This is a genomic window from Shewanella sp. BC20, from assembly GCF_003129585.1.
GTDB lineage: Bacteria > Pseudomonadota > Gammaproteobacteria > Enterobacterales > Shewanellaceae > Shewanella > Shewanella seohaensis.
This window is the reverse complement of the sequence record NZ_NHRI01000004.1, coordinates 150,115-172,165: the sequence shown is the minus strand read 5'-3', so window position 1 is coordinate 172,165 and position 22,051 is coordinate 150,115. Positions and strand designations below refer to the sequence as shown.

Annotated in this window: 15 protein-coding genes; 11 read left to right on the top strand and 4 right to left on the bottom strand. The window is 48.4% G+C overall.

All coding sequences use genetic code 11. The annotated features are described in order from the left end of the window. Positions 1–26: 26 nt before the first annotated feature. Positions 27–1,952, bottom strand: a complete 1,926-nt coding sequence (locus CBX96_RS06490) for a transglycosylase SLT domain-containing protein (RefSeq protein WP_089067709.1) — start codon at positions 1,950–1,952, stop codon at positions 27–29. A 93-nt stretch (positions 1,953–2,045) separates the two neighbouring features. Beyond that, positions 2,046–3,611 (bottom strand): DNA recombination protein RmuC, encoded by a 1,566-nt coding sequence (gene rmuC / locus CBX96_RS06485; protein ID WP_011622873.1) that lies wholly within the window; start codon positions 3,609–3,611, stop codon positions 2,046–2,048. 274 nt (positions 3,612–3,885) lie between these two features. On the opposite strand from rmuC, the gene msrP reads away from it, so the two are divergent. Then, on the top strand, positions 3,886–4,920 hold the full coding sequence (gene msrP / locus CBX96_RS06480; protein ID WP_086904694.1) for a protein-methionine-sulfoxide reductase catalytic subunit MsrP: 1,035 nt from the start codon (positions 3,886–3,888) through the stop codon (positions 4,918–4,920). A gap of 114 nt (positions 4,921–5,034) precedes the next feature. Next, the gene (gene msrQ / locus CBX96_RS06475; RefSeq protein ID WP_109286122.1) at positions 5,035–5,682 is read left to right on the top strand and encodes a protein-methionine-sulfoxide reductase heme-binding subunit MsrQ; all 648 of its coding nucleotides are present in this window, start codon (positions 5,035–5,037) and stop codon (positions 5,680–5,682) included. Between the two features lie 92 nt (positions 5,683–5,774). Here the strand turns inward: msrQ and gloA are convergent, their stop codons facing one another. Next, positions 5,775–6,185 (bottom strand): lactoylglutathione lyase, encoded by a 411-nt coding sequence (gene gloA, locus CBX96_RS06470; protein ID WP_109286121.1) that lies wholly within the window; start codon positions 6,183–6,185, stop codon positions 5,775–5,777. Between the two features lie 728 nt (positions 6,186–6,913). On the opposite strand from gloA, the gene dmeF reads away from it, so the two are divergent. The 8 genes from dmeF to CBX96_RS06425 all read left to right on the top strand — a co-directional run bounded on the left by dmeF (position 6,914) and on the right by CBX96_RS06425 (position 17,817). Then, complete coding sequence (gene dmeF, locus CBX96_RS06465; RefSeq protein WP_109286120.1) at positions 6,914–8,122, top strand: CDF family Co(II)/Ni(II) efflux transporter DmeF; 1,209 nt, start codon at positions 6,914–6,916, stop codon at positions 8,120–8,122. After that, the gene (locus CBX96_RS06460) at positions 8,122–8,583 is read left to right on the top strand and encodes a MarR family winged helix-turn-helix transcriptional regulator (RefSeq protein ID WP_109286119.1); all 462 of its coding nucleotides are present in this window, start codon (positions 8,122–8,124) and stop codon (positions 8,581–8,583) included. The genes dmeF and CBX96_RS06460 overlap by 1 nt, the downstream gene beginning before the upstream one ends. A gap of 538 nt (positions 8,584–9,121) precedes the next feature. After that, the gene (locus CBX96_RS06450; protein ID WP_109286118.1) at positions 9,122–11,215 is read left to right on the top strand and encodes a prolyl oligopeptidase family protein; all 2,094 of its coding nucleotides are present in this window, start codon (positions 9,122–9,124) and stop codon (positions 11,213–11,215) included. A gap of 253 nt (positions 11,216–11,468) precedes the next feature. Continuing rightward, on the top strand, positions 11,469–13,094 hold the full coding sequence (locus tag CBX96_RS06445) for a phosphoethanolamine transferase (RefSeq protein ID WP_109286117.1): 1,626 nt from the start codon (positions 11,469–11,471) through the stop codon (positions 13,092–13,094). Between the two features lie 155 nt (positions 13,095–13,249). Further along, complete coding sequence (locus CBX96_RS06440) at positions 13,250–14,278, top strand: GGDEF domain-containing protein (protein ID WP_109286116.1); 1,029 nt, start codon at positions 13,250–13,252, stop codon at positions 14,276–14,278. Between the two features lie 412 nt (positions 14,279–14,690). After that, positions 14,691–15,125, top strand: coding sequence for a MarR family winged helix-turn-helix transcriptional regulator (locus CBX96_RS06435; RefSeq protein WP_109286115.1), 435 nt, complete (start codon positions 14,691–14,693; stop codon positions 15,123–15,125). 56 nt (positions 15,126–15,181) lie between these two features. Further along, positions 15,182–16,237: an HlyD family secretion protein gene (locus tag CBX96_RS06430; RefSeq protein ID WP_109286114.1), complete on the top strand. Its 1,056-nt coding sequence runs from the start codon at positions 15,182–15,184 to the stop codon at positions 16,235–16,237. After that, positions 16,234–17,817 (top strand): DHA2 family efflux MFS transporter permease subunit, encoded by a 1,584-nt coding sequence (locus tag CBX96_RS06425; RefSeq protein WP_109286113.1) that lies wholly within the window; start codon positions 16,234–16,236, stop codon positions 17,815–17,817. Before CBX96_RS06430 ends, CBX96_RS06425 begins: the two co-directional genes overlap by 4 nt. A 123-nt stretch (positions 17,818–17,940) precedes the next feature. Here the strand turns inward: CBX96_RS06425 and CBX96_RS06420 are convergent, their stop codons facing one another. Beyond that, the gene (locus CBX96_RS06420) at positions 17,941–20,655 is read right to left on the bottom strand and encodes an acetate--CoA ligase family protein (RefSeq protein ID WP_109286112.1); all 2,715 of its coding nucleotides are present in this window, start codon (positions 20,653–20,655) and stop codon (positions 17,941–17,943) included. Between the two features lie 253 nt (positions 20,656–20,908). Between CBX96_RS06420 and CBX96_RS21725 the strand changes: the two genes are divergently transcribed. After that, positions 20,909–22,045, top strand: coding sequence for a methyl-accepting chemotaxis protein (locus CBX96_RS21725; protein WP_109286111.1), 1,137 nt, complete (start codon positions 20,909–20,911; stop codon positions 22,043–22,045). The last annotated feature ends 6 nt before the right edge of the window (positions 22,046–22,051 follow it).

Sequence of the window (22,051 nt, the reverse complement as noted above, 5' to 3'; positions counted from 1 at the left end):
TTAGTATCCCATTTCCGCCATGCGGCTTAGTAATGGAACTTAAGCTCAGCCTCGTTGAATAAAGGCTGCGGCTTTTGTTTTTGCGCTTCGTAAATCAACCGATAACTTAACACGGCTTGCACATATTCACGGGTTTCGGTGAAGGGAATGGACTCGATAAAACTCATGGCATCGAGTTGACCATTCGACTCCGCTAACCAGCGACGAACCCGCGAGGGGCCAGCGTTATAGGCGGCGGTGGCTAACACGCGGTTTTGATTGAAATCATTCAACAATTGCGCGTAATAGGCACTGCCTAAGTTTAAGTTAAGCTCGGCGCTGTAGAGATCCTTTGGATCGTTGTACTTAGCCCCGTGTTTCTTCGCAGTCGCCTTAGCGGTGGCGGGCATGATCTGCATTAAACCGCGGGCACCGACACCAGAGGTTGCATAGAGGAAAAACGCACTTTCGCGGCGGCTAATAGCACGGATTTCATCAATATTGACCTTGTGCTTTTTACTGGCATGTTCGAAGCCTGATTGATGCGCCATCGGGAAGCGCAGGGGAATATCATCCCAAAGCTTGCCTTGGATACTGGCCTCCACGCCAAAGTCATACCAGCCTTGATCGTGGGCATAACGACCATAGCGGGCGCGCATCTCATTATTGCTGCGTTTTAACAGGGCAACCCATTCATAGCGGGCATCGAAGTAACGGTCGAGCGCCATCAGTTCCAATACGCGCACAAAGCCTAAGTCGTCTTCGAGTTTTTGGCTGGTCCCGTCCACCACAGGCTCTGGGCTTTGATTTAAGGACACGGGCTTATTCAATAACTGTGACGCGGCAAAACCGTAAAAGTTACGCTCATTACTGACCGCCGCTAATGCCTTAGTGGCGCTTTCGGGGGCGTGTTTCGCGTTGGTACGATACAGCCAATATTGCCAGCGCTCCTTGGCTAAGGTCTCGGGCGATAATAAATCTAAGTAGCGCGCGATATGGGTGTTGTCCTGCTCGCGGATCGCCCAACGTAAGCGGCGCTCGAACATATCATCGCTTTTCATCTCGGGCAGCAGGTTATCGGCCCAGTCTTTAAAGTTATCATCCTGCTCAATCAACACGCGGCGTACCAAGTACTTTTGCAGCTGTTGATCCTGCGCTGGGGTAAAGCGTTTTGCTTTTTGATACCGAGTATACAAATTGATGGCTTGGTCGAGATCCTTACGGGCAAGGCGTTTTAAACCAGCAGCGACGATATCGCCAACAATAGGATTTTTATCCTTAAATTTTTCGGTATGGCGCAGGCTGTTGGGATCTTTAAATACCGCCACTAAGCGTTTTGCCTCGGCGCTATGCACGGTGATTTTTTGCGACAAGTAACTCAGCAGGCTGGTTTGGCCCTCATCGAAACTCAGTAACATCCGCGCCCAAATCACATCTTGGGTGCGCTTACCGGCCTTGGTCCAGGCATTGAAGAGGGGATCGCATTCCTTGGGACGGGAATCGCCATAGACCCAAAGTGACTGCGCCGCCGTGTAGGCGGTTTGGGTTTCGCCCTTGGCGAGTTTGGCCTCATAAAAATAGCACTGTAGCCTGACATCGGTCGGCGCGTCTTGAGCGAGGCTCAAAAAGTCGTTCCAACGCTTTTGGCCGCCGGCATTTAATAAATATTTTGAACGCAGGCGCTGATACATTGGCGTGGTTTGATATTTATCTATCATGGCCTTAGCGTCGTTGCCGCGTAAATCGTTAAGCTTGCCAATGTCGATATCATGGTCGAGATAAATCGCCAGCGGATACTCGCCTAACTTAGCACGCAGGGGCTTGTAGGTGGCATAGTCTTGTTTCTTTAAGGCTTTTTCAGCCTCAAGAAAGGTCTTCTGGGTAGAAGTTAATGCGAAAGCCGCAGAGGCATTAAATGCCCCTGCGATGATAATTGCGCTGGATAACACCATCTTTGTCAATGGGTTGCACATGCAGAACTTGCCTCCGGGCATCAAGGTTACAATCGACTTTTCCCTATCGATTCAGGATTATGAGTTATTGGCTTTTAAACTGCGTGTTTATCGTTATTGTTCGAGTGCGGTGGCATCCTCAGTATGGGTCAAAAGCGTATCGCGATTTGTGTCATCATCACTGCTGTCCTGGGCATCACCCTCGTCTAAGGCTTCATTGAGCGCCTTCTCAAGTAACATCTTATCGAGTTGTTTGCTGGTATCAACACCTAGTTGCTGCATTAAATGCGCTTGACGCACTAAATTGCCTTTGCCCGATGACAATTTGTTCATGGCACTGTGATAGGTTTTTTCGGCGTTATCCAGAGCACGGCCGAGTTTTTCCATATCGTCGAGATAACCACAGAGTTTGTCGTAGATGCGACCCGCCTGTTTGGCAATGGTTTGGGCATGCTGGTTTTGATACTCGTAACGCCAGATATTATTGATTGTTCGCAGGGCAACCAAGAGGTTGGTTGGACTGACCAGCATAATATTTTGCTCAAGGGCAAAGTTCACTAGGCTTGGGTCATGCTCTAGGGCCAGCAAGAACGCGGGTTCAATCGGGATAAACATCAGCACGTAATCTAAGCTTTTTAGCCCGTGTAAACGCTGATAATCCTTTTGACTCAAGCCCTTAATATGATTGCGGATCGATAAAACATGTTCATTGATGGCCTGTTCACGCACCAGCGGATCTTCGCTATTAAAATAGCGCTCGTAACTGATGAGCGACATTTTGGCATCGATAACCACGTCTTTATTTTCAGGCAAATGCACGATCACATCCGGCTTAAAGCGTTTGCCGCTGTCGTCCTTAAGATCCTGCTGGGTGTGGTATTCGTGGCCTTCGCGCAGACCGCTTTCTTGCAGCACACGGTCTAAAATCACTTCGCCCCAGTTACCTTGCTGCTTGTTATCGCCCTTTAAGGCTTTGGTCAGGTTAATGGCATCCTGGCTCATTTTTAAGTTGAGCTCGCGCAGGTGTTCTAATTGATGTTTAAGGGCGCTGCGTTCCGACTGTTCATGGTTGTAGGATTCGCGAATTTGCTGTCTAAACCCTTCTAACTGTTGCTTTAATGGCCCGAGCACGCCTTCTAACTGATTGGCATTTTGATGCTTAAAGCTTTCGCTGCGCTCTTCGAAAATTCGATTGGCTAGGTTCTCAAACTGAGTTTGCAGGCGCACTTCGGCCATTTCTAAGGTGGCGATTTTTTCCTGCATCGCAGATTGCTGGGCATCAGCCTTGGCCTGGATGGTTTGTTGCATCGCATTGGATTTGGATAAGGCCAGTTGTAGCTCAAGTTGGCGGCGATGGCTGTCGGCAAGTTGTTGCTCTAAACTCGGCAGGCGCTCGGCCATGGCTTCGGCTTTGCCCAGTTGTTCTATCTTTTGCTCTAAACGCTGTTGGCACTGGCGCAGTTGGCTATCTTTATCGTCGACTAAAATTTGCTGCTGGGCGAGGGAGAGTTCGGCGTCTTCGTTTACCTGCCGCATTTCTTGCTCTAATTCGTCTTTAAACTGTTGCCAGCGTGAACGGGTGAGACGTTGATTGAGCAGGGCACCGATTAACAGTCCTAAAAAGGCCACGGCGAGTAGGCCGATGATCTGGGCGAGGGAAAAAGATTGAGAAAATGGCATCTTACTAGCACTCCTTTAGCTGTGGCGCCTAGGGTCGCATGCCCCTAAAAAGGCTTCAAGTGCTTTAATAAACAATCTGTTTAGGCGATGGCTCAAATGAGCAAGACTTAGTCGCCTAAGTTGAGATACTGTGAGGGATGAAATTTTTTGGCTGTTATCTGTGTCTATATCCCTACAGCTTATCAACACAGGTAAATGTACCTGAGGTTTTTGGGCAAGCGCTGAGGGTGAGTTAAGCGTCGGTAGATAACATTTATTTTTGCAGAGGTGTCCATTGGCTAATCAATCACGTTTTACACCGGGTATTTTGAAAAAAGCGCGCTGGCATATTCAAGATAATCAAGTGACACCCGAATCGGTGTTTAAGGCTCGCCGCCATATAGTCAAAGCCATGGGTCTTGGCGCGATTGGGGCTAGCATTCCGGGTTATGTGCAGGCGGGATTATTCGATCTGTTTGGCGAACAACCCAAAACCAGCTTTATCACCACGCCATTAACCTTCGAGGCCAATGCGCGCTTTGGCAAGGACGAAGTGCTAACGCCCGTCGATAAGGTCACCACCCACAATAACTTTTATGAGTTTGGTACCAGCAAACAGGATCCGTCTGATAACGCCCAGCAGTTTAAGGTCGATCCTTGGCAATTACGTATCGAAGGCGAAGTGGAGCGCCCGATGACGCTCGATTATCAAGATCTCACTAAGCTATTTCCGCTAGAAGAACGCATTTATCGGCTGCGCTGCGTCGAAGCTTGGTCCATGGTGATCCCTTGGGTGGGCTTTCCACTCGCCGCTTTATTGAAAAAAGTCGGGGTGACCAGTAAAGGTAAGTATGTTGCCTTTGAAACGGCCTTCGATCCCGAGCAAATGCCGGGACAAAAGAGCCGTTTAATGGGCGGCGGTATTCATTATCCCTATGTGGAAGGTCTAACCATTGCCGAGGCGATGAATGAGCTGACGCTGATGTCGGTCGGACTCTACGGTAAAACTTTACCGCCGCAAAACGGCGCGCCGATCCGTTTAGTGGTGCCTTGGAAATACGGTTTTAAGAGCATTAAATCCATTGTCCGCATTCGGGTGATGGACAAGCAGCCGCCCACCAGTTGGAATCAACTTGCGCCCCATGAGTATGGCTTTTATGCCAATGTGAATCCTGCAGTGGATCATCCCCGTTGGTCGCAGGCGAGCGAGCGGCGCATCGGCGAGGGTGGGTTGTTCTCGGCAAAACGCATCGATACCTTGCCCTTTAATGGCTATGGCGAATTTGTCGCTTCTTTATATGAAGGCATGGATTTAAGGCAATTTTATTAACCCATGGCGGGCGTATTCTTAGGCGCAGTCGATTGCGCCTAGCGAACAAGTGGCAATATCTGTCTAGTGAGAGAGTTGTTAGCGCCTTTAAAGGGCAAAAAGAGTAGGAGTCCTATGTTTAACATCACGGCGTTAAGAGTCACGCCAAAACAGCTGCTCTGGGTAAAGTTAGTCTTTCATTTGATTGGGCTTATACCGATTGCTTGGTTGGTTTTTACTGTGCTGTCGGGCCGTGCGGGCGGCGATCCCGTGCAGCATATTATCCACTTTACTGGCATTGGCGCGTTGAATGCGTTAGCGGCGACGCTGTTGATTTCGCCCCTTGCTAAGGGATTAAAGTTAGGCTGGTTAATGCAGACGCGCCGCTTGGTTGGCTTGTATGTGTTTGCCTATGCGACTTTGCATATTGTGGCGTTTTTTAGTTTAGATCTGCTGTTTGCCTGGGAGTTATTCTTCAGCGAGGTGGCGAAACGGCCTTATATTTTAGTCGGCGCTCTGGCCTATGTGATAGTCACCGCGCTCGCGCTGACGTCCTTTAAATCCTTGATGCGTAAAATGGGCCGCCGTTGGCAAACGCTGCACAATGGAGTCTATGTCGTGGCGATTCTGGCGCCCATTCATTTTTATTGGTCGGTAAAATCCGAAATTATCGAACCGAGTCTGTATATCCTCGGCTTTGGTTTGTTGCTCGCGTGGCGTTTACCCATTTGGCAGAAGAAGCGCAGCAGCCGTATCGCGATGGCCGCCGAGGGCAAGCGATAATCTGTAGTGTTGGCATTTATCAATGAGCAAAGAAAACGGCGTTTGCAGGGCATGCAAACGCCGTTTTTATATCAGGCGGGAAGATTAAAGGCTTAACCTAAACCTTGGGTCGCCGACTTCATTTGAATAAATTCAATCTTATAACCGTCGGGATCTTCCACAAACGCGATTTCAGTGGTGCCGCCAGCAACAGGGCCGGGCGCGCGGGTGACTTTACCACCCGCAGCGGCAATGGCTTCGCAGCGGGCATAAATGTCTTCATCACCTATGGCAATATGACCAAAGGCTGTGCCGAGATCGTATTTTTCCTTACCCCAGTTGTAGGTTAACTCGATGACGGCCTGACCCGTTGATTCTTCTCCGTAACCTACGAAGGCGAGGGAATATTTGTACTCTGGATTTTCGGAGGTGCGTAGCAGCTTCATGCCCAGCACTTGAGTGTAAAAAGCGATACTGCGTTCTAAGTTACCGACGCGAAGCATGGTGTGTAACAGTTGTGACATAGGATTATCTCGGTCAATGAATTACGTCGGCAGTATATCAAAATTTGCCAAAAATCATGCCGGAATGTTAATCGAATAAATGGATTCCCCAATCTTGATTTCGATAATTACGTGCGCTAGGGAGGAGGGGCAATGTGAGCTGTATCACTTTGTCAGCCCGAGCGGTGTGAAAAGTGCACTATTATTTAGCTCTTGCTCACAAAATAACTATCTCAATATAGGCATTTATCTCAGCCTTGATAATAATGGGGTTATACCAACTAGGAGAGTGAATATGAACACCGAACTAAAAATGGCGCTAGGTACGACAGTTGTAATTGCTTTATTTTTCAGTGCATTCTTTGTATCCATGTTCTGATATTGCCTTCAAATCCCTTCCCATGCAGAGGCGCTTAAGTCGATTGATTTAAGTGCCTTTGTGTTATTTGTCCTATAGCGTTTATCCCGTTCTTTATTTCAATCTCCTGAGCTGTCGTGCTTAGTCTTGCCTAAGCGATGGCGTAATTGCTAAACACCCGCGGTGCTGGTTTTGCCTGCGTTAAATCCTGTGATATTTAGCAACAGTTGTGCAAATAGTTTGAAAAATGATTATTTTGATATTTATATATTTTGATTTTCAAACTAAACTGACGGCAGAAGTCATCAATCACCACAGCGTGTTTGCTCTTGCTGCATGAATTTACGCTCACTCATTTATGCAAGTTAGGGAAATCGCTTAGGAAAAAATAATGAAAACAACATCTTCAACCGAGAAGCCGATGCAGCGTACCGGGCTTGGGCATTCTGTCGCGCAGTGGCAGCATTCCCATGGATTTTCTAACCAAAATACGGTGGGCGAAAAAAACACTCGCTATGTGTTGTATCTGACCGTGATTACCATGGTGGCCGAGATTGTGGCCGGAACCATTTATGGCTCTATGGCATTGCTGGCCGATGGTTGGCATATGGGCACCCACGCCGCCGCCTTTATGATCACCCTGTTTGCCTATTCCTATGCCCGTAAGCATGCCAATGATCCGGCCTTTGCCTTTGGTACAGGAAAGGTGAGTGTGCTTGGCGGTTACACCAGCGCCATCGCCTTGGGCTTAGTGGCCTTAGTGATGTTAGTTGAATCGGGTATGCGCTTGATTAACCCTGAGGATATTCACTTTAATGAAGCGATTTTTGTCGCCCTGATTGGCTTAAGCGTGAACGTATTGAGTGTGTTCCTGTTGAAAGATCATCATTCCCACGACCATGGACATTCACACGGGCATTCACACGGCCACTCGCATAGACATTCACACAGTCATTCACACGACCATGATCACGACGATGATGATCATAAAGAGCATCAAGATAATCATTGCTGCCATGGGCACGATCATCATGCTGACCATGACCATGACCATGACCATGACCATGACCATGACCATGACCATGACCATGACCATTCACACAGCCACGCACAGGGTCATTCCCATGGGCATTCACACGGGCACTCGGGCCATGATCACAACCTGAGGGCAGCCTATTTCCACGTTTTAGCCGATGCGTTAACCTCAGTGCTGGCGATTGCGGCGCTGTTATTCGGTAAATATATGGGCTTAACTTGGCTCGATCCTATTATGGGGATTGTTGGCGCGATTATTATCAGCCGCTGGTCATGGGGTCTTATCCAACAGACCAGTCCAATTCTGTTGGACGGTGGGGTAAAGGCCTCGCTACAGCGCAAAGTGCGTGAGACCATAGAGGCGGTACCGGATCATCAAGTCGCCGATCTACATATTTGGCGCGTGAGTGCCGATCACCATGCTATTATGGTGTCCATTGTGTCTCACTCACCGAAAGAAGCCAGTTATTTTAATCAGTTACTGACTAAGTTCCCTGAGTTATCTCATATTACCATTGAGCTGCATACTTGCCGTCAACGTGAGTGTGTGGCTAAGGAAGCCTAATGACAGTTGCACACCCGCATGATGCTTTATCAGCCGCGTCCGCCCATTCTACGGATCAGGCCCTGAACCATGTGATTATTGAGTTTTATGAAAAATTATCATCATGGGAGCATGCTATTGTGCGCGATAAGGGATTTAGCTTATCGCAGGTCCACACAATAGAGTTGTTGGGTGTACACGGCGCGATGCGAATGAAGGAGCTGGCCGACAAAATTGGCGTGACCACAGGCACGCTCACAGTACAAATCGATAAAATGGTCGATTCCCAGTGGGTGATGCGTCGCCCCCATGAGAGTGATAGACGCTCGATTCTGGTCGAGCTTACCGAGAAAGGTCAGGCGCTGTTCCTCGAGCATGATGCGCTGCATTTGCAATTAACGACCGATCTCACGGCTAAGATGAGTGCAGAGGAGCGAAGCTTACTGTTGAGTCTGCTGACGCGGATGAACCAAGAGTTTTAATGGCAGCGTTTACTTACCATTCAGCATTGATTAAAGCGCCCCGATGGGCGCTTTTTTTTTGGCGGGCGTGTTGACGTTTCAGGGTTATTTTTGCAGCAATTAGGCTGGCTTTTATGCAAGGCAAAGTCCGTGCAGTGTAGTTATTCTACATAAACGGACGATAACGCAGCAGAAACGCCAGCCAAATGCTGCCCGAAGGGGTCGTCTGGCAAGCCTTTGCTCTTACTTTCTGTCATAAGAGCCGCTCGTCATTTGAGTAGACTACACATCATTCCTCGTTTCGCGAGCACGTACTTGCCAGAACGAACAAAATCTAATCTCGAAACGTCAACGCGCCCGCATAACATCTCGAATATTTTCGATTCATTCTCGATTAATCATCCGTGATTACAATATCTTACCTTTTGTTACATTCTTGTTGTATTAAAGGTTGAACTGGAGGTCAATTAAGGTAATGTAGGGCAGAAATCAAGATGGAGTCAATTTAAGGGCTCTGTTCAAGGACTATGTTTAAGGGCTCTGTTTAAAAAGGAATAACATGAATCGTAAATTACTGCCTTGGTGCATCGCAGGGGTATTCACTATGAGTGGTCAACTCCACGCCGAAGAAGACAAATACCTTTGGCTTGAAGAGGTTGAAGGCGCAAAGCCAATGGAGTGGGTTAAGGCCCAAAATGCCACTTCAGCCGCTGAAATTAAAGCCTTCAAAGGCTTCGATACCTTAGTTGCCAACAGCCTCGCTATCCTCAATGACAAAGAGCGTATTCCTTACGCTACCCATATTGGCGATAAGCTGTATAACTTTTGGAAGGATGATACCCATGTGCGGGGGATTTACCGTCGCACTACGATGGAAGAATACGCCAAGGCGGATCCAAAGTGGGAAACCGTGCTCGATGTCGATGCCTTAGGCAAAACCGAAGCGGTGAACTGGGTATTCAAAGGCATTGATTGCCAGTATCCACAGAATCAGCGCTGCTTTGTGTCCTTATCCCGTGGCGGCGCCGATGCGGTCGAAGTGCGTGAATTTGATTTAACCACCAAAGACTTTGTGCCTGCGAAAGACAAACCTTTCTTCTTAAAAGAAGCGAAATCTAGCCTTAGCTGGATTAATACCGATCAGGCCTTTGTCGGTACCGATTTTGGCGATGGCCAAAGCATGACGGACTCGGGTTATCCCCGCGTGGTGAAGTTATGGCAACGTGGTACGCCGCTTGAGCAAGCGAAAACCATTTTCAGTGGCGACAAAACTTCGGTCGCGGTATCGGGTTGGGTGATGTTTGACGACAAAACCCCGTTGAGCCTAGTTACTGAGGCGCATACCTTTTACACCGCCACTCAATATGTTTACCAAGACGGCAAACTCATAAAGCTGCCACTCCCACAGGATGCCGAGATTAAAGGCTATTTCCAGGGCAAGTTGTTTATTGAGCTTAAGAGTGAGTTAGCAACCCCTGCGGCGACATTCAGCCAAGGCGCAGTGGTGTACGCTAATGTGGCGGATTTGATTGCCCAAAAAGCCGCCTTTACTGAATTTGTCAGCCCAACGCCGACCGCATCAATCGCCCAGTTAACGTTCAGTAAGAGCGCGATTTTTGTTAATTGGCTCGATAACGTGAAGAGCAAACTGGTTCGCTATGAGCAAGACGCGAAAGGCGCATGGCAAAGCACGCCGGTACCCTTTGAGGCCAACGGCGCGCTTACCGTGATGGATATGGAGCGCGACAGTGATGATTTCTTTGTCAATTACACAAGCTTCCTTGAGCCATCGAGCCTGTATACAGTCAATGCTAAGGCGCTAAAACCGCAAAAAATGAAAGGTATGCCTCAGCAATTTGCGGCGGATAAATTTACCACCGAGCAGTATTTTGCGACCTCAAAGGATGGCACCAAAGTGCCGTATTTTGTGGTGATGGCAAAAGATCTTAAGCTCGATGGCAGCAATCCAACACTGCTGTATGGTTATGGTGGTTTTGAAGTGTCACTGCGCCCAGCCTATTCTGCAACCATTGGTAAAAACTGGTTAGAGCAGGGCGGTGTGTATGTGCTGGCGAATATCCGTGGCGGCGGCGAGTATGGGCCTGCGTGGCATCAAGCGGCGCTTAAGGAAAATCGTCATAAGGCTTACGAGGACTTTGAAGCCATTGCTGAGGATCTCATCGCCCGTAAGATTACCTCAAGCAAGCACTTAGGTATTCAAGGTGGCAGTAATGGTGGTTTGCTGATGGGCGCCGCTTTTACCCGTCGTCCCGATCTCTACAATGCCGTGGTCTGCCAAGTGCCGTTACTCGACATGTACCGCTTCAATAAGTTACTCGCCGGCGCAAGTTGGATGGGGGAATACGGTAATCCCGATGTGCCAGAGGAATGGGCTTACATTAAAACCTATTCGCCATACCATAATCTGCACAAGGATAAGCATTATCCTAAAGTGTTCTTCACCACCTCAACCCGTGACGACAGGGTTCACCCAGGACACGCGCGTAAGATGGTGGCCAAGATGAAGGACATGGGCATCGATGTACTTTACTATGAAAATATCGAAGGTGGGCATGCTGGGGCTGCAGATAATAATCAAGCTGCGGAACTAAATTCAATGGCGTTTGCCTACTTATTACAGCAGTTAAAATAATCGTGACCTTTTCACGCAAAAAGTGTCGCGATTAGCACCGAGCAAGTCCCTATAGGTTGGGGAGCAAAAAACGGTCGAATTCATTCAGGTTCGGCCGTTTTTTTAATCCGCATTTTAACTTGTTAATAATATTAATAATTTTATTGAGTGAGCCAAGGTCAGTTGCTAAGATGACATTCATTTTTAGGCATAAGATTACCTTAAGAAAACTAAGTTAGCTTCGGCCCACTATTTATTTGAGAGACCATTACCAGTGCTGACGAGATTTAAAACCCTAACTGTGAATCGCTTCACCTTCCTCACCGCATTATTTTACGTTTGCGTTTTTAATATCCCTCTCTTTGAAGTCATCAAAAAAGGCATTGAAAAACAACCTGATGTGGATCCGATCTTTATCGCCACTATGCCGCTGTTTTTAACCTTTGCACTGAGTTTTGTGTTTTCACTGTTTACTGTAAAGTACCTGGTAAAACCTTTTTTCATCATTCTTACGCTGCTTTCCTCGAGCGTGTTTTTTGCCGCACTCAAATACAATGTCGTCTTCGACTACGGCATGATTGAAAACACCTTTCAAACTAACAGTGCCGAAGCGCTGATGTATGTGAACTTTGCCTCCATTCTCAACATGTTGCTCACGGGGATGTTGCCCGCCTATTTGATTTACAAAGCCGATATCCAATACAAGCCATTTTTCAAGGAATTACTACATAAAGTCTTATTTATGCTGGCGATGTTGGCAGGCCTTGGGATTATCGCCTTCTTCTATTTCCAAGATTACGCCGCCTTTGGTCGCAATAATGATGAGATCAAGCGCTATATCGTGCCGACCTATTTTATTGGTGCAGCTTCTAAATACATTAACGTGCATTATTTGCAAACGCCGATGGAATATCAGCAACTGGGCTTAGATGCAAAAAATGGGACGACCAATGCCAACGGCAAACCTAACCTGTTAGTGCTGGTGGTGGGTGAGACCGCTCGTTCGATGAACTATCAATACTATGGATATGATAGACCGACCAATGCTCACACAGAGGGGCAAGGCTTAATCGCCTTTAAAGATACCCATTCCTGCGGCACGGCCACTGCGGTCTCGCTGCCTTGCATGTTCTCACGTATGGGACGTGAGGATTACGATTCTCGCCGCGCCTATGCCCAAGACACTGCCATGGATGTACTGAATCACGGCGGGATTAAAGTGCAGTGGTTTGATAATGACTCGGGTTGTAAAGGGGTGTGCGATCAGGTTGAAAACATCACCATCGACCTTAATAGCGATCCTGAACTCTGCTCGGGCCAATATTGTTTCGACCAAGTGCTGCTCAATAAACTCGATGAAGCCTTAGCCAATGCGGAGCAGAAAGACACTGTGATTGCCCTGCATGTGATTGGCAGCCATGGGCCAACGTACTTCCTGCGTTATCCGCCAGAGCACCGCAAATTTACGCCGGATTGCCCACGCAGTGACATTCAAAACTGCAGCGCCGAAGAGCTGATGAACACCTATGACAACACGATTTTGTATACCGATTACATCATCAGTGAAGTGGTGAATAAGCTTAAACAGCAACAAGCTAAGTTTGATACTGCCATGTTCTATGTGTCGGACCACGGCGAATCTCTGGGTGAGAAAGGTATGTATCTCCATGGTGCGCCGTACAGCATCGCGCCGATTGAACAAACCAGTATTCCCATGCTGGCCTGGGTGTCGGAGGATTTCAGCCAAGACAACCATTTAAATATGGCGTGTTTGGCCAAAGAGGCCGAGAAGGGCGGCTTCTCCCACGACAATCTGTTCGACAGTCTGTTGGGATTAATGAACGTACAGACCCAAGTGTATCAACCTAAGTTAGACATTTTTGCCCGCTGCCGCGGTTAAGTTCAGCGCGCTTGTGAATAGATGAAGGAGGATGGCGACATCCTCCTTTGTTTTTTGCGCGCCATCATAATAATCATTGTGCCCAGTATCCAAATTGAAGTAGTTGAGTTAACTTAAATGATACAAAAACATAACAACCATTGGGTACGCGATTCATGTCTTCTTCTGCAGCAAATAAAGAGCTCGATTCGGCGGCGCAAATCCTGCGATTAGCCGTGCCACAAATGTCTGCGCTTGATATTCCCGTGACCCCCGAAAACTACACGGTTTGGTATGAGTATTTTGCCCAGTCAAACCTCGACTTAAATCGCGCCATTGATGGCTTTCTGGCAAACAAAGTGGTGTTTACCAAGGAGGTGAATACCAGTCTGTACAAGAATTTTATTCAAGAAAAATCCCCAGAAGTGATTGAGAATGTCCAAATTGAAACTCAAATATTGATCAACTCACTGATCAGTAAAATTTCTCAGTTAACCCAAGGGACAGAGGCCTTTTCAAGTACCTTGGCGGACTTTGGATTGCAATTACAATCAACCCCCGATGTCTGCACCTTGAACCAATTAGTGGGTGGGGTGATAGATGAAATGCAAAATCTCTTAATTAACAACCAGAACATGGAGCAAAGCTTAACGGCCATGGGCCAAGAGGTGCAGAATCTAAAATCCGAGATGGAGAACTTAAGTTTAGCGGCCATGACGGATCAATTGACTTCTCTGCATAACCGCCGCGCCTACGAGATTGCCATTCAAGATCATATTCACCGCGCGGAGGAGCAGCAAACCCGTTGCAGCCTGTTACTCATCGATATTGACCGCTTTAAATTGTTTAACGACACCTATGGCCATCAAGTGGGGGATAAAGTGTTAGCCTATGTTGCGCTCGCCCTTAAACAATGTGTGCGGGGGGATGACTTTGTCGCCCGCTATGGCGGCGAGGAGTTTGTGGTGGTGTTGCCCAATACCCATTTCCACGATGCGCTCCAAGTGGCCGAAACCTTAAGGGAGCGTATCTCAGAGCGGCGTTTAGCCATAGGCAAAGATAAAAAACTCTCACTGGGCGCGATTACTGTGTCTATCGGCCTAGCCTCGTTGCAAAAAGGGGATGATGCCGAAACCTTATTTAGCCGAGCGGATAAAGCCTTATATGAAGCCAAATCCGATGGCCGTAACTGCGTGCGCGGCTAGCAAATTGGGCAAGATAGTTTAGTGAGATGGCTTGGCAAACAGTTTCGTGAGAAGGCTTACTTATCGAGATAGTTTGGCTAGGTTTTTCACCTGACAGGTCGCTCGAATGTAAACCTATAAGGTTGTTTATACGTGCGTGAGCTTAGGTGCAATATGAGGTGCAATAAACCTATGAGCCGAGGTGCAAGTCTGTGCCATGTTGACTATTCGGCTCAGGCACTTTCGCTCTAAGGCACTTTCGCTAATGACCCTGTATCAATCAATGAATAAAAATTAATCTCACCTCTTATCAATTAGTTATCAGGATCCTCCCGCAGCATTTGCATTTTGTTACCTATGTTGCCTAAATGGGCAATTGCTTTACATCGCATACCATCCATATAATAAGTAATGCTTACTATATGGATAGCTTATGAAATCATCATCAAATACCCTAGGCGCACTCTTAAGTGATATTACCCGCATGATGCGCCGCGTATTCCAAGAAACCTACAGGCCCACGGCAGACTGCTCACTGACACTGTCTCAAGCGAGAGCCTTATTGCATATCGCGCGTAATGAAGGTCTTAAACAGATTGAACTGGCGGATCGCCTCGAGATTAAACCTATCACGGCCGCGAGATTAATTGATGTGCTGTGTGATGCGGCGCTGGTTGAACGTAGACCCGATACCAAGGATAGACGCGCCTTTCAGTTATTTTTGACGGAGGCGGCTGCGCCCCATTTGGCCGAAATTGAACGCGCCGTGACCATAGTGTACGCCCAAGCCTTTAAAGGATTCGATGAAGCCGAGTCACAAACGGTGATCCGCTTGTTGTCGCAAATTCATAAAAATTTTTCAGCCTAATCAAAGCTGATCATCCATCCCTGTGATAGAACGTGAGTGAAGTTGGAGTTGTTGTAATGAGTGACGCAAACCCTCAAGCCCCTCAAGGTAATATGCGTAAAAAACGTAGCGTGTTACTGATTGTGGTTCCCCTGTTATCTGTTTTGGCCATAGGTGCGGTTTATCTGCATGGCGGCCGCTACATGGAAACCGATAACGCCTATGTGAAGGCGGATAAAGTCCCCGTGAGTGCTCAAGTGGCCGGGAATGTAGATAGCTTGTATGTGGTGGAAAACCAACGGGTTGAGAAGGGGCAAGTGTTGTTTCGCCTCGACGATGCCATGTTTAAGGTGATGGTCGATAAGGCAAGCGCCAAACTGGCGCAGGTCAAAACCGATTTAGCGGTACTCAAGGCGAGTTACCATGAGAAGCAAGCCGAAATTACCCTAGCTGAAACCAAGTTAACCTTTGCCGAGAAAGAGCAAAAGCGGCAGGAGAATTTAATCGGTAAACACTTTGTGTCCGAATCTCAGCTTGAGGATGCAAGACAAAATACTGATATTGCGCGGCAGAATATTCAGACCTTGCAAAAAGATTTACACCGCATTGCCGAAAGCTTAGGCGGCAGCCCCGATTTTCCGATTGAACAACATCCTAGCTATTTAGAAGCTTTAGCCCAATTAAATGAAGCCAAGCTTGATTTAAGTCGCGTGGAGATTAAAGCCCCAGTATCTGGCGTCGTTAGCCAACTGCCTAAGTTAGGACAATATGTGAATGTTGGCGCCATCGCCCTCGCGCTGGTGGCCGATCATGCCCTCTGGATTGAGGCAAACTTCACCGAAACCGATTTAACCCACGTCAAACCCGGACAAAAGGTCAATATCCATATCGATACCTTTCCCGACAATCGCTGGCAAGGTACGGTCGAGAGTTTAAGTCCGGCAACGGGCGCTGAGTTCTCGCTAATCCCCGCGCAAAATGCCACGGGCAACTGGGTGAAAATCGCCCAGCGCGTTCCGGTGCGAATTGCCATTGATACTGTGTTGCCCGAGGCGCCGCTGCGTGCCGGATTAAGCGCCGTGGTGGATATCGATACTGAATATCAACGCCAGTTGTTGGGTTTTAGTCTGTGAGTCAGCAAGTGATAGCAGGCCAAGACCATGCCCCAACAAAGGGCGTGAATTCGAGCGACGCTTTGCAGGCCGATACTAAACCTAAGTCTGAGCAACATCTTGGGTTTATCACGCTTTCGGTGATGCTGGCGACCATTATGCAGGCGCTGGATACTACGATTGCCAACGTGGCCTTGCCCCATATGCAGGGCAGCATGGGGGCGACTCAGGATCAGATCTCTTGGGTGTTGACCTCCTATATTGTGGCCGCGGCGATTTTTATGCCGCTGACGGGGTTTTTAACCGCAAGACTTGGGCGTAAACGGGTATTTATGTGGGCCGTGGTGGGCTTTACGATTGCCTCTATGCTCTGCGGCGCTGCGCAAAACCTCGAGCAAATTGTGTTATTTCGCTTATTGCAAGGGGTGTTTGGTGCCAGCTTAGTGCCTTTATCTCAATCGGTATTACTCGACAGTTACCCGCCAGAGCGCCATGGTTCGGCCATGGCCCTTTGGGGAGTGGGTGTGATGGTCGGGCCGATTTTGGGACCATCCCTCGGTGGTTGGTTAACTGAGTATTACAACTGGCGCTGGGTGTTCTATATCAACCTGCCTTTTGGACTATTGGCCTGGTTTGGTCTTGCCGCCTATGTGAAAGAAACGCCGCTGGACCATAGCCGTAAGTTCGATTTACTCGGTTTTGCCATGTTGAGTCTGGCCATTGGCGCCTTGCAAATGTTGCTCGATAGGGGAGAATCCCTCGATTGGTTTTCTAGTCGCGAAATTGTTATCGAAGCCATTATTGCTGGCATGGCGTTTTATCTGTTTGTGGCCCATATCTTTACCCATAAACATCCCTTTATTGAACCCGGGCTGTTTAAGGACAGAAACTTCAGTGTGGGGCTTATCTTCATCTTTATCATTGGGATTATTCTGCTGGCGACCATGGCCTTACTGCCGCCGTTTATGCAGAACCTGTTAGGTTATCCTGTGATTGATGTGGGTTACTTGCTGGCGCCAAGGGGCGTTGGCACTATGATCGCCATGATGACTGTTGGCAAACTCGCCGGCAAAGTGGATGTGCGCTACCAAATCTTCTTAGGTTTGATGCTCACTATTTTGTCTCTATGGGAGATGACGGGTTTTAACACCAATATTACTGGCTGGGACATAGTGCGCACTGGGATTATCCAGGGCCTTGGCTTAGGGTTCATCTTTGTACCGCTCTCGACCATTACCTTTGCAACCTTAGCGGCGAAATACCGTAATGAGGGGACTGCACTCTTTAGCCTGATGCGAAATATCGGCAGCAGCATAGGGATCTCCGTGGTGATCACCTATCTTGCCCAGCACACACAGATGAACCATGCGGTGTTTGCCGATTACATTCATCCCTTTAGTTTTGCGCTGCAACATGCTGTTGATGTTCATGCGGTAGATTTATCGACGACACAGGGCATGGCATTACTCAATGCCGAAGTGAATCGTCAGGCGGCCACCTTGGCCTATTTGCAGGACTTTAGGTTAATGATGTGGGTGACGTTATCCGCCGTGCCCTTAGTGTTTCTGCTTAAAGGCGTGCATAAAAAATCAAAACATTAAGATGAGCAGTAAATCGGGGTTTAGTGGCATCAGCTAAGCGCTAACTGCATGATAAATAAAAACGCTGCATCTTTTGAGTGCGGCGTTTTTTATTGTGTCCAGCGAACCGAAGCTTGCTTTGCGCTATTGACTGCTATTGGCGTTGGGCGCCTTAAGATCCATATGCATTTTGATCAAATGCTCCTCCATATCGAAGGTGACCTTAAAGCCTAAGCTCTTGGCAAGGCTTGCCATATTACGGTTTTCAAACATGGTAAAGCCTGTCAGCACTGGAGTGTCGTTGGCTTGATAGTATTTAATCAATTTTTCGAGCAGCAATTTACCTAGTCCAATACCTTGATGATCGCCTCGCACCGCCATGGCAAATTCGGCTTCGGTATTGTCGGGATCGATGGAGGCCCTGACTGCACCTAAGGTAATGTCATCACCGTCCGGCCCCTTGGCTGTGGCGATAAACGCCATTTCGCGGGCGTAGTCGATTTGGGTCAGTACCGCCATTTCCTCGTGGGTCATCTTAGATCGCACGCCAAAGTAGCGTTTGTATCTATCTTCATCGGAGAGGGAATTATCAAAGGCTAAATGCTTGGGCTCATCCTCGGGCAGGATGGGGCGCAGCATGACTTTAAGGCCATTTTTAAGCTCGGCAAATTCCTCTAACTCCTTGGGATAAGGCATGATGGCAAGGCGCGAGGTGTTATCGGTATTGGCATCGTGTAGACGGATATTCACATCGAGCAGGGTGATGTTTTCCCCCGCCGCCAACACAGGGTTAAGATCTAACGATGCTATTTCTGGGCAGTCGATGATGATGTGGGATATTTGCGTTAGCATCACGCATAGGGCGTTCATATCCAGCCCCAGCGGTAAATGCCTGTCCTTTAACTTATGGGTCTTTAAGGCTTGGATCACCATGTAGCGAGCCAGCGCCATATTGAGTGGCGGCAAGGCGACTGCAGCATCTTGAGTCGGATCCCACTCCGAGCCACCTTCACCTAAACAGATGGCAGGACCGAAGACGGGATCGCTTATCACGGCGACCCGAATTTCCTGCGCGCCCGCGGTCAATGCCATCTTCTGCACTATCATGCCCTCGATAATCGCGTCGGGATTGGCCTGATGCACCCGCTGGGTAATTGCATTGGCGGCATGGCGAATATCTTCTGCCGAGGTGAGGTTAAGCATGACGCCGTGGACATCGGATTTATGCAAAATATTCGGTGATTGCACCTTGAGCGCGAGGGGATAACCCGCCTCATTAGCTATAGCAACGGCTTCATCGGCATCTTTGACAAACCAAGTGTCGATAGTATTGAGGCCATAGGCGCGCAAAATCGGGCTGGCTTCGTGGGTTTCGAGCACCGCTTTGCCCTTGGCCTGCGCCGCTTGCAGCAGTTTTCGCGCCGTTTGGCTATCGGTTGGAATATTGTCGGGGATAGATTGCGGCACTTCCTGCAGCAGTTTTTGGTTACGGCGATATTCAACCATGTGCATAAAGGCACCGACCGCACCTTCGGGGGTGCGATAGGTAGAGATGCCGCCCTTGGTAAAGCGTTTGCGGGCCTGATAGGCCGAGTCTTCACCGCTCCAGTTAGTGAGGATATTTAAGCGGTTTTTCTTCGGATGCGCGTGGATCACTTTAATTAAGGCATCGGCAATCTCGACACTTTCGCCAAGGGCGGACGGCGAATGCAGCACTAAGATGGCGTCTAATTCTTCACAATCCATCAAGATATTCAGTGCGCTGGCGTAACGGCTGGCGTTGGCATCGCCGATAATATCGACGGGATTTTGTTTCGACCAAGTATTGGGCAGCACGGCATCGAGTTTGGCTATGGTGTCTTGGGATAATTCCGCCAGTTTACCACCGCGTAGGATCAGTTCATCGACGGCTAATACCGCAGGACCGCCACCATTACTGATAATGCCTAATCGTTCGCCCTGAAGTGGATTTGAGTGGGCGAGGCTTTCTACCGCGGCAAAAAGTTCAATCAAATCATTCACCCGCAGCATACCCGCGCGCCTAAAGGCAGCTTCGTACACGGCATCGTTGCCGCCAATTCCACCCGTATGTAATTTGGCGGCACGCATGCCTTCGGCGCTGCGGCCAGATTTAATCACTAAGATGGGCTTATTGCGGGAAGCGGCGCGGGCTGCGGAGAGGAAATGGCGTTTTTCATTGACCGAATCGATATACAACATGATGGCGCTGGTACGGCTATCGCGGCCGAGGAAATCGAGTAACTCATCGAAGTTAATATCGGTGGCATCCCCAAGGGAGATAAAGGATGAGAAACCAATGCCTTTGTTGTTCGCCCAATCCAGCACTGTGGTACAAATGGCGGCAGATTGCGATACAAAGGCAATTTTACCGGGCAGGGCGCTGGCATGGGCCAAACTGGCATTGAGCCCTAGCGGCGGCAACAACATCCCCAAACTATTGGGGCCAAGAATGCGCATGCCATAACGTTTAGCATGTTGCATGGCTAAGTCGAGTAGGCTGACACCTTCTTCATTGACTTCCTGTGCCATGCCGGAAGCCATAATAATCGCGACTTTACAGCCGAATTGGGCTAGGGTTTCGACGATGGCGGGCACGCGGCTGGCGCGGGTACAGATGACCGCTAAATCGGGCTTTATCGGCAAGGCTTCAATATTGGGATAGGCGAGCACCCCCATTACCGCGCGGTATTTTGGCGTCACGGGCATGATGGGGCCTGAAAATCCGCTCGAGAGCAGGTTTTTCATCAGCACATTACCGGCACGTTTCTCGCTATTGGAGGCGCCAATAATGGCTACGGATGTGGGTTTAAATAAGGAGTGTAATGTACGTTGACTCATAAATGATCCCATCCCAGTCGAAGACATCGCCAGTGTAACCTAGCCTGTGGTGGCTGCACAGCTAAGTTTATGTATCCACTAGACAAGTCTCGACATTAATCAGTCATTCGCCTGACTGCAGACCGAATGCCTGTATAGCGTATCCATTTTGCGCATGCCGTTCTGATTTTAGTGAAAAAAGTCGATTAGTTGTTTGAAAACCCCTGAATATGAAACTACTTTTTAATCACAGATCAATAATTGCGAAGTCTCTATGACATACAAGGATGGCATTGTTGCAGTGTTTGCTGCAGTAATAGGATATTTCATCGGCAGCCTAGTCAGTTTTATGCTGAGTACCTTAGTTGCCGTGACCATTATGCTCGCTTGGCAGTTTTATCGACAATCTTCAGTGTCTCAACCCATCTCCCATGCCTATGCCACATCTAGTACTCGCGCCGATTGGCAAGACCAACTGACGCTGTATCAAGAAGTGTCTGTGTCATTAAAAACCTGTGAGCAGAGTATCGACGATGTACTGTCGGTGCAGTCGGATGCGGTCGAGCTATTGGGCGGCGCCTTCGATGGGCTAGGTAAGTTAATGCACGAGCAAAGCGAGTTTATTTCAGCCTTGGTGCATAGCACTGATGATGAAGAGATTTTCCATTCAGAGCAGATGAAGCTATTTGCCAATAACACCTCGACCACGCTGGAGCGATTTATTCAATCGACGATAGAGATGTCAGCTTCTAATATCGATTTGCTCGAGAAAGTGAATGTGATTTATGAAGCCATGCCGCAGGCGATGAAGGCCTTGAAGGACATCGACCAAATCTCTTCGCAAACCAATTTACTGGCATTGAACGCGGCAATTGAGGCCGCCCGCGCGGGGGATGCGGGTAGGGGCTTTGCCGTGGTGGCCGATGAGGTGCGCGCCCTCTCTAATCGCAGCGCTGGTTTTAGTGAAAGTATTCAAAAACAGCTACATACAATTCAAGTACAAATTGAACAGTTAACCCATCAAGTGAGTAAAGTCGCCGCTCAGGATATGTCTTACATTATCGAGGCGAAAAAAGATCTCGATACGGCGCTAGAACAAATCATTGTAAAAGCTGAAAAAGACGCTGTGGTCATTGACCGCATCGACGCCTCCGCCCACGAATTAGAGAGTGCCATCGCCGATACGATTCGTGGCTTACAATTTAGCGATATCACCTCGCAAAGTTTGATTTATACCAATCAGAGTTTGCAGCACTTGCGTGAATCCTTAAATCGGGTCACGGCAATGTCGCCTGAAGAATTCGATGAGCAGTGTGATGGTCTAGTTTCGCAGATCAGTGGTCGGCGTACCAACACCCATAATCCAGTATCCGCAAGTCAAATCAGTTGTGGTGAGATTGAGCTTTTCTAAACAGGG

Coding starts and splice junctions, on each gene's coding strand:
- CBX96_RS06420 (WP_109286112.1), bottom strand. CDS start 20,655: ATGAGTCAACGTACATTACACTCCTTATTTAAACCCACATCCGTAGCC.
- CBX96_RS06450 (WP_109286118.1), top strand. CDS start 9,122: ATGAATCGTAAATTACTGCCTTGGTGCATCGCAGGGGTATTCACTATG.
- CBX96_RS06430 (WP_109286114.1), top strand. CDS start 15,182: ATGAGTGACGCAAACCCTCAAGCCCCTCAAGGTAATATGCGTAAAAAA.
- CBX96_RS06440 (WP_109286116.1), top strand. CDS start 13,250: ATGTCTTCTTCTGCAGCAAATAAAGAGCTCGATTCGGCGGCGCAAATC.
- CBX96_RS06435 (WP_109286115.1), top strand. CDS start 14,691: ATGAAATCATCATCAAATACCCTAGGCGCACTCTTAAGTGATATTACC.
- CBX96_RS21725 (WP_109286111.1), top strand. CDS start 20,909: ATGACATACAAGGATGGCATTGTTGCAGTGTTTGCTGCAGTAATAGGA.
- rmuC (WP_011622873.1), bottom strand. CDS start 3,611: ATGCCATTTTCTCAATCTTTTTCCCTCGCCCAGATCATCGGCCTACTC.
- CBX96_RS06460 (WP_109286119.1), top strand. CDS start 8,122: ATGACAGTTGCACACCCGCATGATGCTTTATCAGCCGCGTCCGCCCAT.
- gloA (WP_109286121.1), bottom strand. CDS start 6,185: ATGTCACAACTGTTACACACCATGCTTCGCGTCGGTAACTTAGAACGC.
- msrQ (WP_109286122.1), top strand. CDS start 5,035: ATGTTTAACATCACGGCGTTAAGAGTCACGCCAAAACAGCTGCTCTGG.
- CBX96_RS06490 (WP_089067709.1), bottom strand. CDS start 1,952: ATGTGCAACCCATTGACAAAGATGGTGTTATCCAGCGCAATTATCATC.
- dmeF (WP_109286120.1), top strand. CDS start 6,914: ATGAAAACAACATCTTCAACCGAGAAGCCGATGCAGCGTACCGGGCTT.